Source organism: Paraburkholderia sp. A3BS-1L (assembly GCF_051125215.1).
In the GTDB taxonomy this organism is placed as follows: domain Bacteria; phylum Pseudomonadota; class Gammaproteobacteria; order Burkholderiales; family Burkholderiaceae; genus Paraburkholderia.
The window spans coordinates 1182677-1195217 of the sequence record NZ_CP120443.1; the positions used below are offsets into that span (position 1 = coordinate 1182677).

Annotated in this window: 17 protein-coding genes; 8 read left to right on the forward strand and 9 right to left on the reverse strand. The window is 62.1% G+C overall.

Translation table 11 applies throughout. The features are described 5' to 3' along the window. Window positions 1-182: 182 nt before the first annotated feature. Complete coding sequence (locus tag P5W99_RS20515; RefSeq protein ID WP_035533873.1) at window positions 183-413, forward strand: H-NS family nucleoid-associated regulatory protein; 231 nt, start codon at window positions 183-185, stop codon at window positions 411-413. Window positions 414-510: 97 nt separating this feature from the next. Here the strand turns inward: P5W99_RS20515 and P5W99_RS20520 are convergent, their stop codons facing one another. Further along, window positions 511-708 (reverse strand): hypothetical protein, encoded by a 198-nt coding sequence (locus P5W99_RS20520; protein ID WP_421027109.1) that lies wholly within the window; start codon window positions 706-708, stop codon window positions 511-513. On the opposite strand from P5W99_RS20520, the gene P5W99_RS20525 reads away from it, so the two are divergent. Beyond that, a complete protein-coding gene (locus P5W99_RS20525; RefSeq protein WP_421026939.1) occupies window positions 668-1246 on the forward strand; it encodes an NnrU family protein in 579 nt (192 codons plus the stop codon). The genes P5W99_RS20520 and P5W99_RS20525 overlap by 41 nt on opposite strands. A 135-nt stretch (window positions 1247-1381) precedes the next feature. Here P5W99_RS20525 and pcaG read toward each other — a convergent pair whose 3' ends face one another. Continuing rightward, entirely contained in the window at window positions 1382-1972 is a 591-nt protein-coding gene (gene pcaG / locus P5W99_RS20530; RefSeq protein WP_421027104.1) for a protocatechuate 3,4-dioxygenase subunit alpha, read from the reverse strand. Then, window positions 1972-2676 carry a protocatechuate 3,4-dioxygenase subunit beta gene (pcaH, locus tag P5W99_RS20535; RefSeq protein WP_421026940.1) on the reverse strand — a complete coding sequence of 235 codons (705 nt, stop codon included), beginning with the start codon at window positions 2674-2676 and terminating at the stop codon, window positions 1972-1974. Before pcaH ends, pcaG begins: the two co-directional genes overlap by 1 nt. Before the next feature lie 137 nt (window positions 2677-2813). On the opposite strand from pcaH, the gene pcaQ reads away from it, so the two are divergent. Continuing rightward, on the forward strand, window positions 2814-3854 hold the full coding sequence (gene pcaQ / locus P5W99_RS20540; RefSeq protein ID WP_421045914.1) for a pca operon transcription factor PcaQ: 1041 nt from the start codon (window positions 2814-2816) through the stop codon (window positions 3852-3854). A 12-nt stretch (window positions 3855-3866) separates the two neighbouring features. Here pcaQ and P5W99_RS20545 read toward each other — a convergent pair whose 3' ends face one another. Continuing rightward, window positions 3867-4550 carry a helix-turn-helix domain-containing protein gene (locus P5W99_RS20545; protein ID WP_421026942.1) on the reverse strand — a complete coding sequence of 228 codons (684 nt, stop codon included), beginning with the start codon at window positions 4548-4550 and terminating at the stop codon, window positions 3867-3869. Between the two features lie 326 nt (window positions 4551-4876). Here P5W99_RS20545 and P5W99_RS20550 point away from each other — a divergent pair, with 326 nt between their 5' ends. Continuing rightward, on the forward strand, window positions 4877-5080 hold the full coding sequence (locus P5W99_RS20550) for a DUF6900 domain-containing protein (RefSeq protein WP_421026943.1): 204 nt from the start codon (window positions 4877-4879) through the stop codon (window positions 5078-5080). Window positions 5081-5378: 298 nt separating this feature from the next. On the opposite strand, the gene P5W99_RS20555 is transcribed toward P5W99_RS20550, so the two are convergent. The 4 genes from P5W99_RS20555 to P5W99_RS20570 form a co-directional block, all read right to left on the reverse strand. Then, entirely contained in the window at window positions 5379-5885 is a 507-nt protein-coding gene (locus P5W99_RS20555) for a metal-dependent hydrolase (RefSeq protein ID WP_421026944.1), read from the reverse strand. Between the two features lie 116 nt (window positions 5886-6001). Further along, complete coding sequence (locus P5W99_RS20560; protein ID WP_421026945.1) at window positions 6002-6355, reverse strand: sugar ABC transporter ATPase; 354 nt, start codon at window positions 6353-6355, stop codon at window positions 6002-6004. A 376-nt stretch (window positions 6356-6731) separates the two neighbouring features. Then, a complete protein-coding gene (locus P5W99_RS20565; protein ID WP_421026946.1) occupies window positions 6732-7895 on the reverse strand; it encodes a porin in 1164 nt (387 codons plus the stop codon). 4 nt (window positions 7896-7899) lie between these two features. After that, window positions 7900-8316, reverse strand: coding sequence for a hypothetical protein (locus P5W99_RS20570; protein ID WP_434662699.1), 417 nt, complete (start codon window positions 8314-8316; stop codon window positions 7900-7902). A gap of 308 nt (window positions 8317-8624) precedes the next feature. On the opposite strand from P5W99_RS20570, the gene P5W99_RS20575 reads away from it, so the two are divergent. Further along, the gene (locus P5W99_RS20575) at window positions 8625-9161 is read left to right on the forward strand and encodes a hypothetical protein (RefSeq protein ID WP_421026948.1); all 537 of its coding nucleotides are present in this window, start codon (window positions 8625-8627) and stop codon (window positions 9159-9161) included. A gap of 50 nt (window positions 9162-9211) precedes the next feature. Here P5W99_RS20575 and P5W99_RS20580 read toward each other — a convergent pair whose 3' ends face one another. Further along, window positions 9212-9643 carry a hypothetical protein gene (locus tag P5W99_RS20580; RefSeq protein ID WP_421026949.1) on the reverse strand — a complete coding sequence of 144 codons (432 nt, stop codon included), beginning with the start codon at window positions 9641-9643 and terminating at the stop codon, window positions 9212-9214. Between the two features lie 368 nt (window positions 9644-10011). Here P5W99_RS20580 and P5W99_RS20585 point away from each other — a divergent pair, with 368 nt between their 5' ends. From P5W99_RS20585 to P5W99_RS20595, 3 genes are read left to right on the forward strand one after another with little or no spacing between them, the layout of a single operon-like run. Then, window positions 10012-10680 (forward strand): CDP-alcohol phosphatidyltransferase family protein, encoded by a 669-nt coding sequence (locus P5W99_RS20585; RefSeq protein ID WP_434662702.1) that lies wholly within the window; start codon window positions 10012-10014, stop codon window positions 10678-10680. Further along, window positions 10677-11522, forward strand: a complete 846-nt coding sequence (locus P5W99_RS20590; RefSeq protein WP_421026951.1) for a HalD/BesD family halogenase — start codon at window positions 10677-10679, stop codon at window positions 11520-11522. Before P5W99_RS20585 ends, P5W99_RS20590 begins: the two co-directional genes overlap by 4 nt. Next, window positions 11519-12529: a flippase-like domain-containing protein gene (locus tag P5W99_RS20595; RefSeq protein ID WP_421026952.1), complete on the forward strand. Its 1011-nt coding sequence runs from the start codon at window positions 11519-11521 to the stop codon at window positions 12527-12529. The genes P5W99_RS20590 and P5W99_RS20595 overlap by 4 nt, the downstream gene beginning before the upstream one ends. Window positions 12530-12541: the final 12 nt, after the last annotated feature.

A 12541-nucleotide genomic window follows, 5' to 3' on the forward strand; every position in this document is an offset into this window, starting at 1 on the left:
ACATTCTGGCGAGTGGAGCAGCGGACCTCAGATCCCCTCCGAACCGGTCGCGGGTTTCATACCCCGGCCACCTCATCAGTGCAGCAGGGCTTCGCGGCAACTGGCGAAGCCTTCGTCTTTTCAGGGCAGACGAATCGATATCGATCGACGCCTGGTTCTTGCGATGCGAGAGGAATTATCCGATGTTCGACCTCGACGGTGAGGCGCGCGAACGGCTCATCCTGTGGATTAAACGCCGCATGGAAGAGTACGACATTACGCTCGAAGATCTTGAATTATCCATTGCCGAAAGTGAACGGCAGCCGATGTACCGTGATGCATACGGCAATACCTGGAATGGGGAAGGCGACATGCCGTCCTGGTTGTTGCGTTACAAGCATGCGGGGCAGGACATAGAGCATTTCCGCTGCTAGTGGCGAGGTGTTGCGCGGCAGGCTGTCTGGTGGTTTTGCCGGTTCTGGCAGTATTTTCAGTATCGTTTTAAAAATACCTTTTGGTGGATATTGCCATTTAATCAATGGCGCTTCGTATCCGCCCGTTCCGGTTTGACCATAAGCCGTTTAAGCGCATATTCATCGGCAGGTTGTTGCTCTTGCCGATTGGCCGCGCCATGGCGTTGCGCAACAATGCCGGCCATTGCGCTAGTGCCGCATTCAGGGGGGCTAATATGGCGTTGCTGGTGTTGGGGCTGGCAATTTTCATCGCCATGCATTTGATTCGTGTCGTGGCTGCACCATGGCGCGAGGCGCAGATCGAGCGGTTCGGCATGCCTGTGTGGCGCACTTGCTTCGGGCTGTTGTCGATTCTCGGCGTCGTGTTCATCGTCCGGGGCTACGGCCTTGCACGGCGCTATCCCGTGCCGGTCTGGCTCCCGCCGTTCGGAATGGCGCATGTCACCGCATTGCTTACCGCGATTGCCTTCGTGATGATTGCGGCCGCCTGCGTGCCGGGCAATCACCTCAAGCGTGCGCTGGGCCAGCCCTTTTTGAGCGGCGTGGCGCTCTGGGCGTTCGCGCATCTGCTCGCCAACGGCACGCTGCACGCCATCGTCCTGTTTGGCGCATTGCTGGTTTGGGCGCTGATCAAACTGCGTGCAGACCGGCGGCGCGATCGCGAGGCTGGCGTCGTACGCGCGCAGGGCACGTTTGCATGCGACATGCTGGTCGTCGTGAGTGGACTCGCCGCGTGGGCCGTATTCGCTTTCTGGCTCCATGGCGTGCTGATCGGCGTGCGCCCGCTCGGCTGACGCGCTGCAAAAAAGAAGCCTGCTCAAGGCAGGCTTCTTCACGGTACGACTGGGAGTTCCGCGATCAAATCGCAGCCGCTGCGATTTTTTGAGGCGTCCGTGAAAGCCGCATGAAAGTGCGCGACGGATTTCAGGTCACAGATCGAAGAACACCGTTTCGCGTTCGCCCTGCATGCAGATATCGAAGTGATAGACGATATTGCCAGACTGCTCGGTGCGCCGCGCGACCAGGGTGTGGCGACGCGCTTCGGGTACCGAGGCGAGCACCGGATCAGCGGCATTCGCGGCGGCCTCGTCGTCGAAATAGAGCCGTGTGAACGTGTGCGTGAGCATGCCGCGCATCATGACGATCACGTTGATGTGCGGGGCTTCGTCCGGTTGCTCGCGTCCCGGCTTTACCGTGCGTACGATGAAGCGCTGCTCGGGGTCCGTGCCGGTGCCCACCCGCGCGAAGCCGCGAAAGCCGGTTTCGGCCACTTGCGCGCGCGACGCGGGATATTGGCCGCTGGCATCGACTTGCGAGAACTCCAGCATGGCGTCGAAGACCGGCTTGCCGTCGCCGTCGATCACGCGGCCCATCAGCGTGATGTGCTCGCCGGGTGTTTGCGGGCCGGCCATCTCGGGCGTGAAGAGGCTCTTGAAGTCGAAGTCGTATTGCTGCGGGCACAGCCCGTAGGCGAAGTACGGGCCGACGGTTTGCGAAGGCGTTTCCTTGAGTGCCATGATCAACGCTCCATGGGAGTCTGGTTCGGGCCGCGCAGCACGATGTCGAATTCGTAGCCGAGTGCAAAGCCTTCTTCGGTGGTGTCGAGCGAGAAGCGCGAGATCATGCGATCGCGCGCCTGCTCGGGCGTGCCCTGGAAGATCGGGTCGTAGGCGAGCAGCGGGTCGCCGGGAAAATACATTTGCGTGACGAGGCGCGAGCCGAAGTAATCACCGAATAGCGAGAAGTGAATGTGATTCGGCCGCCACGCATTGGGGTGGTTGCCCCACGGGTATGCGCCCGGCTTGATCGTGAGAAAGCGATAGCGGCCTTCGTCGTCGGTCAGGCAGCGTCCCGCGCCCAGAAAATTCGGATCGAGCGGCGCATCGTGCTGGTCCTGCTTGTGAACATAGCGTCCCGCAGCGTTGGCCTGCCAGATTTCCACGAGCGAGTTGCGCACCGGCTTGCCGCCGTCGTCCAGCACGCGGCCTGTGACGATGATGCGCTCGCCGAGCGGTGCGCCATTACGCGCCGCATTGCGCGTGAGATCGTGATCGAGCGCGCCGAGTTCTTCCGCGCCGTACACAGGCGCATGCAGATTGCGCAATTTTTCCTTTAGTGGAATCAGCGGCAAGGTCGGGCCGCGCTTGACCGACGAGCGGTACGGCGGATAGACATACGCCGGATGCGAGTCGAAGTCGCGCGGCGACAGGAAGGACTCATCCATGGGGTGTCTCCTGGCAGGATGGTGGTAAGAGGGTGCGAAACGCGGCGGACGGTCGCAGCGCGCGCATGCAGCCACTTTATCCAAGGCGAAAAGTTATGCAAAATGACGTTTTCTCGCGTCTCGTATAACCAATCGTTATGCAAAACCGGCTTGCGGACTCGCGCGTCAAATTTCGTCACCTTCAGTGCTTTCTCGCGGTTGCGCAGTTCGGCAGCGTGCAGCAGGCGGCTGAGAGCCTTTCGATTACGCAACCTGCGGTGTCCAAGACGATCGCCGAACTGGAATCGGCGCTCGGCGTGAGGCTGTTCGAACGCGGCCGTCACGGGGCGGTGCCCACGCGGGAGGGCCAGCTTTTCATGCCGCACGCGAGCGCATGCGTGAGCGCGCTGCGCCAGGGGGTTGCGCTGCTGGCACGCGAAGAGGGCGTGGTGGCGGCAACGCTCGATATCGGAGTGTTGCCGACCGTGGCGACCGCACTCGTGCCTGCCGCGTTGCGGCGCTTCGGCAGCGAGTGGCCGCGCGTGAGCGTGCGGCTCATGACGGCTGCCAACGCAGAGTTGCTCGAGCGACTCAAAGCAGGGGCGATCAGTTTCGCGGTCGGCCGTCTTGCGGATCCGGAGCGCATGGTGGGACTGAGCTTCGAGCAGCTTTATAACGAACCGCTGGCGGTGGTCGTGCGCTCGGGTCATCCGCTCGCGCAGGAGGTTGGATCGGCGCCGCTGCTTGCGCCGTTTCCCACGCAGTTTCCGCTCGTGCTGCCGCCGTTCGGAACGCTGATTCGTCAGGCCGCGGACAGTCTGCTGGCGGCGTGGGGCGCGCCTCCGCTTACCTCGTTCGTCGAATTATTGTCGGTCTCGGTGGGGCGCGCCCTTGCACTCGAAAACGAGGCTGTCTGGTTCGTGCCATCTGGGGCGGTCGAATACGATCTGCGCGAGGGGACGCTGGTGCGTCTGCCGGTGCCAAGCGCGGGCGGCGAGGAGCCCGTCGGGCTGATCCAGCGCACCGACACCCAACCGACGGCCGCGGGCCGAGCATTGATAGACGCAGTGAGGGAAGCCGCGCGCGAACGCAATGCGGCAGCGCATACCACCCCGGCGGTGCGGCGCGGGCGCCAACGCTCGCACGCGGCCGCCGTCACCGGAGGCAAGGGGCGCTCGGGCGGTGCCAAAGGCAAATAAAGCGTTCGTGCCTCAGGTTGCAGGAAGTTTCTTTTTGGAACGGGGCGGCTTGCTGGGCGGCGGGGCCGCTTCCGTGGCTTCGGCGGCTTCGAGTGCGCCGGGCACCGTGGCGCCCGTCGACATCCAGAGCACGAGCGCGTCTTCCTTGCTGGTGGAAACGGCAAAGTGGCCGGTGCGGCTGTCGAAGTAGAGGCTGTCGCCGGCCTCAAGATGTGTGGGGGTGTAGAGCTCGGTGTGCAGACATACGCTGCCGCTGATCACATAGATGAATTCTTCGCCTTCGTGCCGTCCCCAGTCTTCGAATGCGTCCGCCGAATGGGCCGTGACGCGCACGAGAAACGGCAGCATGGCCTTGTGCGCAAGCTCGGTGGCGAGCAATTCCATCTCGTAGCCGCGATACGCGTGCGGCTTGCCTGCGCCGCGCCGCGTCAGTGCGCGGCGGCCGCCGAAGTCGAGCTTCGGCGTCGAGCCGAATAACTCGCCCAAGTCGATTTTCAGGCCGGCAACGATCTTCTGCAGCACGTCGAAGGTGGGCGACATCAGCCCATTTTCGATTTTGGAGAGCGTGGAGCGCGACACGCCGCACGCTTGGCTCGCGTGTTCGAGCGTCAGGTCGAGAACGAGGCGGGCGGCGCGGACGCGGCGGCCGAGGTCTGCGGTCGACGAAGCCGCTGATTGCGTGAGCGTGGAGTCCATGAGTGGTGACGAGCAGGATCGGGTGTTCTGACACGTTTCCGATCATAGCAAACCGTCGCCTTTAGGAAACATCGGCCGGATGACTAACGTTTGCAATCTGACTATCGGCGTCACGCGGGTTCGACAGATCGTATGGTTTCGATTCGCGCTACTAGGGAACCGAATTGACCATCTTTAAAGATTGCCATGGATCTTGTCGTCGTGGAAAAGGTCTTTCAGTAAGAATTTTGATTAGAGCCTCGATCAGCGTCGCGTGGTCACGCGGCGAATCGTATGGCGATCCTTGCTATTTGATTGGACGATATAGATCAAGTTTGGAGAAGAAAATGCGCGACGAACGTCTCGAACTGCTGTTGGCCATTTCGCGTAGAACGCTCGGCATCGAGCGCTTCGAGTTGACCGGCAAGCAAACTGTGGACTGCCATCTGGTCAGTGCGGAAGCCGTTGGCCGCGCGCTGGAATCCGCGTATGACGCAGGGCTGATCATCGGTCGAAGGGTGGGGCGCGACGAATGCGTCGAAGGGTCGTGAAAGGGCTTGGTCGGGCAGCGGCGTTATTTTTCCGACCGGAAACCGCGCTGCGTATTCGAAGTTTCCGATAGGAAATTCAAATAGCGCTTTGGACGTGCGTTTCTCGAACCCGGCGGTAACAACGCCAACCGCGAACGGGCCCTGCGCGCGATCCTGTTCTCCGCACCAGGCACGGCCGGACAGCCGTCAGGCGGCGCGCTCATTTAATTTGGATAGCAGATCAAACTGTGTGTCGCGTGCGCACCGCGATCTGCTGCGCAGTCAGTCAATCAATGCGACCGTTGCTAGCTTGCAAGCGTCAGGCAAGCCGGCGTAGCGGCTCGAGCGACCACCCATGCGGTACGCCATGCACGGCGAAGAACCACGCGGCAACCCACGAGGCCGCGACAACGATCAGATCACATCGGCCGCTGCGCCACAAATTCAACGAGTGGCGCTGCACGATCCACGGCACGCCGAGAGGATTCGGCCAGTCCGCGAACAAATGGATCAGACCGCCGCACGCGAAGCCGAATGCCGGTGCGGCAACGGGCAGATGCCCGAGTTCGCGATACGACCACCAAAGCAGGGCAATCCAGCCCACGCCCCAATGCGTGAAGGTCCGATGGGTAATCCAGAGTCGGCGCTTCTTGCTCCACCATGCAACCTCCAGCCAGTCGGGCGCAGTGCCGCCGGCCACGCCCGCAACGAACGCTAGTGCGGCATAGAGATGCCATGGGCTGTCCGCTCCGGCGTGCGTGACGATTGCAGCGGCGATAACGCCGGCAGCCCAGCCGGTGGCGTGATGTGCGGTCCCTGATGCCATGAAGCAGTGTGAGTGCAAAGTCGAAAGAGGGCGCAATCTTCGCAGATGCGACGGCTTCGTGACAGGGGGTACACGAGGAATTCACCGCGCGCCGATCGAGACCGCCGCTTGATAACTCAGGTTGCGCAGCGCGCCACGGCGAAGCGCAGATTTTCCTCGGGCAGATCGTTCGAGCTGGACGCTCCGTGCGTCACGCGAATTACCGATCCGCTGCCGTTCGGCGTGAGTGAGACGAAGTATGAGGCGTTCGAACTCGAGCCAATCGCGAGTTCGGTGGCGTTGCCCGAGTGCGATTCATGCGTGTGCGACAGATGGCTTCTGAGGCAACTCGCGATTGACGAAGGCGAGCGTGCCGAGGATGCGTAGACCATTGCGCCATTGCCCGAGCTGGTGCTGGGCGGCGACGATCCGCAGGCGGCGACGAGTGCGAGCGGCAAGGCGGCGGCAAGACGTTGCGTGAGCATATTCATGGGCGTCGTAGCGAATGCAGGGAAAAAGCAGCGCGCGATGCGCTGCGGCGGGCGTGTAGATGAGTATACGCACAGGTCTGACAGTGCAGGTTCACGCAGAAGTAAGAAGATGCAACACGGCGAACCTGGCGTGCGAGCTAGCCGCGATAGCACTACGAAAGTTGCCGATACGAAATTGAGAAAACGCGCGAGAAAAATTCGGAGCAAGGCCCAGGGAACGAGTCGGGGGAAGGCAGCGCAACAATCCGCATGAACGAAGCGAAACAAAAAACGCACATGCGGTTGTGCCGCATGTGCGTTGGGTAGAAAGCGGGCAGAGCGGCGAACCTCGCGGCCTGCCCGAAGGCTTGCGCTGCGAGGCGCAAGCCGGTCCGTTTTAGAAGCGGTGACGCAGGCCGATCGTTGCGGCAACCTGGTTGCCCGTCGACGAAGGCGACAGCGTGTTGATTGCCGCGACGTTGGCGATCGGCACGCCGTTCTGCATGCCGAGCGAACCCGATGCGTGCTGGTACACGCCGGCGAGATAGACGTCGGTGCGCTTGCTGAGCGAGTAGTCGGTGCCGACCATGACGGTGTGCCACTTGGGATGCTGATCGCCAGCGCCGGTGCCGGTCACGGTGCCGTCAGTGAATGTGTACGAACCCATGAGCGAGAGCGCCGGCGTAAAGTGGTAGGAACCGTTGATTTCGTAGTTGTTGAGGTGCAGGTTCAGGCCGCTGACCCCAGCGATATTCATGCCGCCGCTGCCGAGGCTTTGCAGACCGTCGATCTGCGAGTGCGAATACACAAAACCGAACTGCGCCGCGCCGTACGTATAGTTCGCACCGGCGCCGAAGCTGCGTTGCGAGCGGGCCGAGATGTTCTGGTCAGCCGAGGCTGCGCCATTGGCGTTGCCGCCATAGGTGCCCGAGTTGTTCAACTGCAGGTAGCCAGCCGCAAGATTGAGCGGGCCGCGGTTGTACGATGCGCCTGCGCTCCATGCGCGGCTGTTGGAGAAGCCCCCGGCCTCATTCGAAAAGCCGTACATGCCGCCGAACTGGAAGCCCGCGTAATTCGCGCTCGAGTACTTGACCGCATTCTTGATCGAGAACGACTGCGCGAAGTTATCGTTGTCGAACGGGTGGCCGGCCAGGTTGTTGCCGTAGCCCATGCCCGCTTCCGAAAGCGGCGCGAGGTACTGGTTCATCGAGTCGTACTGGCGGCCGAGAGTCAGCGTGCCGTACTTGTCGCTCTGCAGGCCGACAAAGGCTTGACGGTTGAAGCCATTGTCGCCGTTCTGGTAGCCGCCGTTATTGAGGTTGAAGCCGCTCTCCAACGTGAAGATCGCCTTCATGCCGCCGCCAAGGTCTTCAGCGCCTTTGAGGCCGAAGTAGTTGTGCGACAACGCCCCGGTGCCCTGCGCCCACTGGCTGTGGCCACCAGCGTTGTTCGCATAGAGGAGGCCGGCATCCAGCGAGCCATAAAGGGTTACGGTGCTTTGTGCATGTGCGCTCATTGCAAATGCACCAATAATGCCTGCGACAATAAAGGTTTTTTTCATGCTTTTAACTCCGAACTGTACTTGGGAATCTCACGGGGAACGAATGCTGCGGTGTTCCTGTGGTCTGAAGATTCGGAGCGAAGTTTATTCCGGCAATCTCGATGTTTTGTTCTGTGCGGCGAAACAATACATTTTCAAAATCGTAATAGCGATTTTTATATTTGTAAGTTGCTGCGTTGAAACGATTTTTCTGGATAAATGGACGATGCGACAAAATGCGCCATTTGAGACATGTTGTGTGGGCGCGACGCCGTAGGTGGCCTATCGGTCGGGATTGAGCGCTATCATGACGTGTATTACGAGATATTTCAATCGATTTGTGCAAGGTACTGTTCCAAATCGGGGTCTCTATTGAAAGAGATGTCGGCGTTACAATTGCACCCAGCCCTCGACCAAGGGTGGTCTTTTTCATCTGTTTCACGCGGCCTCCGGGCCGCGTTTTTTTTTTGGCCCGTTGATATTGAAATATTTTCAGTTCGAATTGATGCGCGCAAAATAGTGTTGCGAGAAACGATGAAAGTCTATTGCCGCGTTTTGGCGCGCACAGGTCGCGGCCATTTTCGGATGCATGCGCTAAAGGACTGCGCTATTTGAAATCGGGCAAATTCACGGCGAACCGAACAATGGCGCGGGAAGGGAGCATGGCCGCTGGCCGGACGCTTGCGGTTAAAATCTTGCCCCTGCCCGCGATGCAACGGGCAGCTTCCGCAGAACCCGATGGAAACCGCCATGACCGATTCTTCGCCCGCTGTCTCTCCCGCCGATCCCTCCGGGGACACCTTGCACGATCCGGATGCCGGCTCGTCCGAAGTGGTCCAGGACCCGCGCTTGTGGCACAAGGACGGCTGGATGGCGCGTGTCATCAAGAATGAGGACGATGACGGCTGGGCCGTCGAAATGATCAAGGATGGCGAGCCCGAGCCCGCACTGGTTGGTCCCTGGACCATGGGCCGCGACAAGAAGAATCCGAAGCCGCTCGACACGTCGGCGTTCAACACGCTGGTGAAAACGGCATCCGAGGTGTTGCGCCGCCACGAGCAGCAATTGCATGCGATGCTGCACAAGCGCCTGGGTGTGCAGACCGACGACGGCGACATCGACGTGACTCTCGATATCGTGCCCGACGAATACGAACCCTACGCGCTGCTCACGGCGCTCGACGCGTTCGGCGAGCAGATCGCGCAGGTGCGAGTCGCACCCACCTTCAAGCTGACCAAGGCGCGAGCCGAGTCCTGGGTCGAAGGCGGCTTCGGCCGTATCGATTGACGTGACGGCGCAATCACACGGTAATCAATAAGGCGCCGGCGAGAGGGCGCTCAGTCCTGCTGGCAGAAAATCGCGGTCAGCAACGGCCCGGCATGATGGACGATGGCGGTATTGCCGGCCGCGTCGAGCGCTTCCTGCACCCGGGCCTGCGTGGCCACGACCACCGCGCCATATGCCGAGCGCGCGATCGGCTTGCCGCTGCCGGTCTGGAATAGCGGGTCGTCTTGCTGGAAGCCGACGATCGCGAACACGCTGAAGCCATAGGCCGTAAGGTGCTGACCGCTCGCGGGCCAGAACGCGTTGATCGAATTGCTTTCGACCCTCATGGGCTTTGCGTTGATCAGCTTCTGGTCGATGAGCCCGGAGATGAACTGGTGCGCCGATTCCTTGCAGGTCAGCCCATCGTCGAGTGCAGCGGCATGGCCTGCGAGAGGCACGAAGGGCAGCGTTCCAAGCAGAAAAGCAGCAGTAAGACGTTTCATTGAAATTCTGGCGAGTGAGTCGCGCTGATGCCCGGCATCCCCACGCGTTGCCTGGGGCGCGCGCACAGCGGATTGCACTGTACGCGGGTTCGGGCGAACTTGCTTGCGGTGCCGTTTCCGGTGCCACATTGTGGGACCCTCTTGCGAGTCCCGGGCGACGTGGTCTCATTGTTCCTTTCAATTTCGCTTGCGCATCCGGAAAATCTGCAAGTTTTCTGGAAGCCGTATATTATTTCGCGGTTATGACTGGAAAAGACAAATCTGCCGAGTCGGTCCCAAGCGTGGTCCCAAACGGGGTCCCAAACGCGGTCCCAAGCGCGGTCCCAAACACGTCCCCCAGTGCGGCCCCGAAACCCGCTCCGCGAACGGTGCCGCAGCCGCGCACATGGGACGCGCGCGCGGCGCGCTGGCTCGTGACGCCGCTCGTGCCGACCTGCGTTACGCCCAATCATCTGACCACGCTGCGTTTGCTGATCGGCCTCGTCGGGGCTTACTATCTGGCGCGCGGCGACTTCCTGAATGTCAATATTGGCGCATTCTTGATTGTCTTGTCGAATTTCGTTGATCACACGGATGGTGAGCTCGCGCGGATCAGCGGTAAGACCAGCCGCATCGGCCATTTCTACGATCTCGCCGCCGACGCGGTAACGACCGTTCTGTTGTTTCTCGGCATGGGCTACGGGCTCGGCGCCGTGGCTGCCGCAACCGGCGCCCCCGCGACCGAATGGCGAGTGCCGCCCGTCGTGCTTGGCGGGATCGCGGGCGTGGCGGTTGCCGTGATCTTCTTCCTGCGCATGCGCATCGAGGAAATGGCGGGCAAGGCCGGCACCCAGCAGGCGTTCATCGGCGGCTTCGAAACGGAGGACGTTCTCTATCTGTTGCCGCTCGTCACGCTCACCGGGATCGTCGGGCCGTTCGTGGTGGCCGCTTCTCTCGGCGCGCCGCTTTTCGCCATCTACGTGGTGCTCGACTACTGGCGCGTCACGCGCCGCGTGAGCTCGGGCAAGGAAACCCGTCAGGTCTGGATCAGCAGATGAGTGTGCAAGCAGAAGAACAAGTCGCGTCCACCGGGCGTTTCGCTGGTGCACCGACCGCCGCGTCGGCAGCCGGACTGGCGTCACGGCCTGATGCCGCAATCGGCCAGGCGCTGGGCAAGCTGGACGCCGCGCAACTGCGCGACGAGTACGTGAATCAGGGCTCGTTCCTCTATCTCTCCGATTTCTTGCCTCGCGACGCGACGCAGCGGCTCATCGATGCCGCCAACGCGCTCATGCCCGAGGTCAATCGCAATTTCATCCCGGGCCACAAGGCCGGTGGCAGCGTGAGCCGTCACACGATCGACCGCTTGCAGCCGTATATCGCGGAGCTGTACCGCTCGCCGAAGCTCATCGCGTGGCTCGAAAAAATCACCGGGGACCGGCTTCAGCTTTCTCCCGAAGACGATCCGCATGCTTACGCGCTCTATTACTACACGCGCGCGGGCGATCACATCGGCTGGCATTACGACACCTCGTATTACGACGGCCGTCGCTATACGGTGCTGTTGGGCGTGATCGACGAATCGTCGTGCATTCTCGACTACGAACTGCACACGCGCGACGACAGCAAGCCTGACGAGCCGGGTGCCGTGCAATATCCGCCAGGCGCGCTCGTGCTGTTTGACGGCGACAAGCTGCGCCATCGCGTGACGCCCAGCCGCGAAGGCGAGGTACGCGTGTCGCTTACGTTCGAATACGTGACGAACCCGAATATGCGCCCGTGGCGGCGTTTCATCTCGAACATGAAGGACGCCATCGCGTACTTCGGTTTTCGCCAGGTGTTCCGCAAGGCGCTCCAGTCCGCGCGCGCGGGCGGCGGCAAGGCCGGAGGCCCGGTGTGAGCCGCATTGCCATTTTGCTGTTGTCGGTCGGCACGGCACTCTTCATCGCACTGCTTGCATGGCAAGGCATCGGCTCGGTGACGGGCGCGCTCGCAGCGGCCGGCTGGGGGCTCGCGCTGGTGGCTGCGTTCCACGTCGTGCCGCTCGTGCTCGATGCCGGCGCGATCGCGGTGCTGTTTCGCAAGAGCGGGCAAGTTGACCGGCGCGACGCGGTGCTCGCGCGCTGGAGCGGCGAGTCCGTGAACAGTCTGCTGCCCGCAGGGCAGATCGGCGGTCCGGTCGTCATGGTGCGTCAGCTTGCGCAGCGCGGCATGGCCATGCGCGACGCAGCTGCGGCCATCACGGTGAGCACGACGCTGCAGGCGCTCGCGCAAATCGTCTTCGCGGTGTTCGGCATCGTGCTCTTTTCGGTCTGCGCAGCGGACGACGCGCCGCGCAATCTCGGCATGGCCGCGCTGATCGCGACCGGCGTGCTCGCCGGCCTGATCGGCCTTTTTTACGCCGCGCAACGGCGCGGTTTGTTCGGCCGCGTGCTGCGTCTCGCTTCGAAGGTGTTCGGCAAGCGCGACTGGTCGGCGCTCGCCACGCGAGCCGATGCCGTCGACGCCGCTGTCAAGGCGCTCTATGCCGATCGCTCCCGCGCGGCGGCCAGCTTCGCGTTGAGCTTCGTGGGCTGGCTCGTCGGCACCGTGGAGGTGTGGCTCGCGCTGCATTTCCTCGGTCACCCCGTTAGCTGGGTCGATGCGCTGCTGCTCGAAAGCATCGGCCAGGCGATTCGCGGCGCGGCTTTCGCCATTCCCGGCTCGCTCGGCGTGCAGGAGGGCGGGTATCTGCTGCTCGCGCCGCTCGTCGGTCTGCCGCCCGAGGCGGCGCTCGCGCTCTCGCTCGCCAAGCGCGCGCGAGAAATCGTACTGGGCCTGCCGGGCCTGCTTTACCTGCATATCAGCGAACGTAGCTGGCAGCGGCGGCGTGCGGTGAGCGTGCCGGCTGTCGAAGTTGCCGATTGATTTTTTTCACCC

Bases quoted from the DNA above. Each gene is read 5' to 3' on its own strand.
- pcaH (WP_421026940.1), bottom strand. From the start codon at position 2,676: ATGGATGAGTCCTTCCTGTCGCCGCGCGACTTCGACTCGCATCCGGCG.
- P5W99_RS20575 (WP_421026948.1), top strand. From the start codon at position 8,625: ATGACCGATTCTTCGCCCGCTGTCTCTCCCGCCGATCCCTCCGGGGAC.
- P5W99_RS20565 (WP_421026946.1), bottom strand. From the start codon at position 7,895: ATGAAAAAAACCTTTATTGTCGCAGGCATTATTGGTGCATTTGCAATG.
- P5W99_RS20545 (WP_421026942.1), bottom strand. From the start codon at position 4,550: ATGGACTCCACGCTCACGCAATCAGCGGCTTCGTCGACCGCAGACCTC.
- pcaQ (WP_421045914.1), top strand. From the start codon at position 2,814: ATGCAAAACCGGCTTGCGGACTCGCGCGTCAAATTTCGTCACCTTCAG.
- P5W99_RS20560 (WP_421026945.1), bottom strand. From the start codon at position 6,355: ATGAATATGCTCACGCAACGTCTTGCCGCCGCCTTGCCGCTCGCACTC.
- P5W99_RS20555 (WP_421026944.1), bottom strand. From the start codon at position 5,885: ATGGCATCAGGGACCGCACATCACGCCACCGGCTGGGCTGCCGGCGTT.
- P5W99_RS20520 (WP_421027109.1), bottom strand. From the start codon at position 708: ATGGCGATGAAAATTGCCAGCCCCAACACCAGCAACGCCATATTAGCC.
- P5W99_RS20515 (WP_035533873.1), top strand. From the start codon at position 183: ATGTTCGACCTCGACGGTGAGGCGCGCGAACGGCTCATCCTGTGGATT.
- P5W99_RS20550 (WP_421026943.1), top strand. From the start codon at position 4,877: ATGCGCGACGAACGTCTCGAACTGCTGTTGGCCATTTCGCGTAGAACG.
- P5W99_RS20590 (WP_421026951.1), top strand. From the start codon at position 10,677: ATGAGTGTGCAAGCAGAAGAACAAGTCGCGTCCACCGGGCGTTTCGCT.
- P5W99_RS20580 (WP_421026949.1), bottom strand. From the start codon at position 9,643: ATGAAACGTCTTACTGCTGCTTTTCTGCTTGGAACGCTGCCCTTCGTG.
- P5W99_RS20525 (WP_421026939.1), top strand. From the start codon at position 668: ATGGCGTTGCTGGTGTTGGGGCTGGCAATTTTCATCGCCATGCATTTG.